General features: G+C 55.1%; 1 rRNA gene. It reads left to right on the top strand.

The window, feature by feature from the left end:
- Positions 1 to 39: 39 nt before the first annotated feature.
- A 23S ribosomal RNA gene (locus BR70_RS0100180) occupies positions 40 to 2129 on the top strand; the annotation flags it as partial.

Below are 2129 nucleotides of genomic sequence, written 5' to 3'. Positions count from 1 at the left end.
TGTTGATTGGTGACGTTGGATCGCAATTTTAATCTTTGTGGTCAAGTTTCTAAGAGCAAACGGTGGATGCCTTGGCATCTGGAGCCGATGAAGGACGTAGAAATCTGCGATAAGCCTCGGGGAGCTGATAATCGAGCCTCGATCCGAGGATTTCCGAATGGGGAAACCCCGCCAGGCGTTTTGCGACCTGGTGACTCCCGCCTGAATATATAGGGCGGGTAGAGGGAACGTGGGGAAGTGAAACATCTCAGTACCCACAGGAAGAGAAAACAACATGTGATTCCGTGAGTAGTGGCGAGCGAAAGCGGATGAGGCTAAACCGATCATGTGTGATAGCCGGCGGGCGTTGCATGGTCGGGGTTGTGGGACACGTCACTCAGTTCTGCCGGACTGGGACGGTTACAGCGCATCATAGTCGAACCGGTTTGAAAGCCGGGCCGTAGTGGGTGCCAGCCCCGTAGACGAAATGGTGTTATGGCCGGATGTGTATCCCAAGTAGCACGGGGCCCGAGAAATCCCGTGTGAATCTGTCAGGACCACCTGATAAGCCTAAATACTCCCAGATGACCGATAGCGGACAAGTACCGTGAGGGAAAGGTGAAAAGTACCCCGGGAGGGGAGTGAAATAGTACCTGAAACCGTTTGCTTACAAACCGTCGGAGCCTCCTTAGTAGGGGTGACGGCGTGCCTTTTGAAGAATGAGCCTGCGAGTTAGTGATATGTGGCGAGGTTAACCCGTGAGGGGCAGCCGTAGCGAAAGCGAGTCTGAATAGGGCGTTTGAGTCGCATGTTCTAGACCCGAAGCGAAGTGATCTATCCATGGCCAGGTTGAAGCGACGGTAAGACGTCGTGGAGGACCGAACCCACTTCAGTTGAAAATGGAGGGGATGAGCTGTGGATAGGGGTGAAAGGCCAATCAAACTTCGTGATAGCTGGTTCTCTCCGAAATGCATTTAGGTGCAGCGTTGCGTGTTTCTCGCCGGAGGTAGAGCTACTGGATGGCCGATGGGCCTCAACAGGTTACTGACGTCAGCCAAACTCCGAATGCCGGTGAGTGAGAGCGCAGCAGTGAGACGGTGGGGGATAAGCTTCATCGTCGAGAGGGAAACAACCCAGACTACCAACTAAGGTCCCTAAGCGTGTGCTAAGTGGGAAAGGATGTGGAGTTGCACAGACAACCAGGAGGTTGGCTTAGAAGCAGCCACCCTTGAAAGAGTGCGTAATAGCTCACTGGTCAAGTGATTCCGCGCCGACAATGTAACGGGGCTCAAGCACACCACCGAAGTTGTAGATTTCGCACTATAGACAAGCCTTCGTGGTTCAGTCGTGCGGAGTGGTAGGAGAGCGTCGTGTGGCGAGTGAAGCGGCGGAGTGATCCAGCCGTGGACGCTACACGAGTGAGAATGCAGGCATGAGTAGCGAAAGACGGGTGAGAAACCCGTCCTCCGAAAGACCAAGGGTTCCAGGGCCAGGTTAATCCGCCCTGGGTAAGTCGGGACCTAAGGCGAGGCCGACAGGCGTAGTCGATGGACAACGGGTTGATATTCCCGTACCGGCGAACAACCGCCCAAGCTAATCCAGTGGTGCTAAGAGTCCTAACCCGGTACAACCGGATCCCTTCGGGGTGATGGTGGCCGGTCTAACGCTCGACCCCATGCTGGTGCGGTTAGCGTATGAACAGGTGTGACGCAGGAAGGTAGCTGAGCCAGGCGATGGTATCCGTAAGGTGAACCTGGTGTAAGGATGTAGGGCTGACGATAGGCAAATCCGTCGTCTGTGTGCCTGAGATCCGACGCGTACCCGTAAGGGGAAATCAGTGATCCTATGCTGCCGAGAAAAGCATCGACGCGAGGTTGCAGCCGCCCGTACCCGAAACCGACTCAGGTGGTCAGGTAGAGAATACCAAGGAGATCGAGAGAATCGTGGTTAAGGAACTCGGCAAAATGCCCCCGTAACTTCGGGAGAAGGGGGGCCGGACACGTGACCGGATTTACTCCGTGAGCGTTGAAGGCCGCAGAGACCAGTGGGAAGCGACTGTTTACTAAAAACACAGGTCCGTGCGAAGTCGCAAGACGATGTATACGGACTGACGCCTGCCCGGTGCTGGAAGGTTAAGAGGAAGGGTTAGC

The organism is Curtobacterium sp. UNCCL17 (assembly GCF_000686685.1).
GTDB lineage: Bacteria > Actinomycetota > Actinomycetes > Actinomycetales > Microbacteriaceae > Curtobacterium > Curtobacterium flaccumfaciens.
Note: the sequence above shows the minus strand (reverse complement) of the source record. Positions and strands in the feature narration are given on the sequence as shown.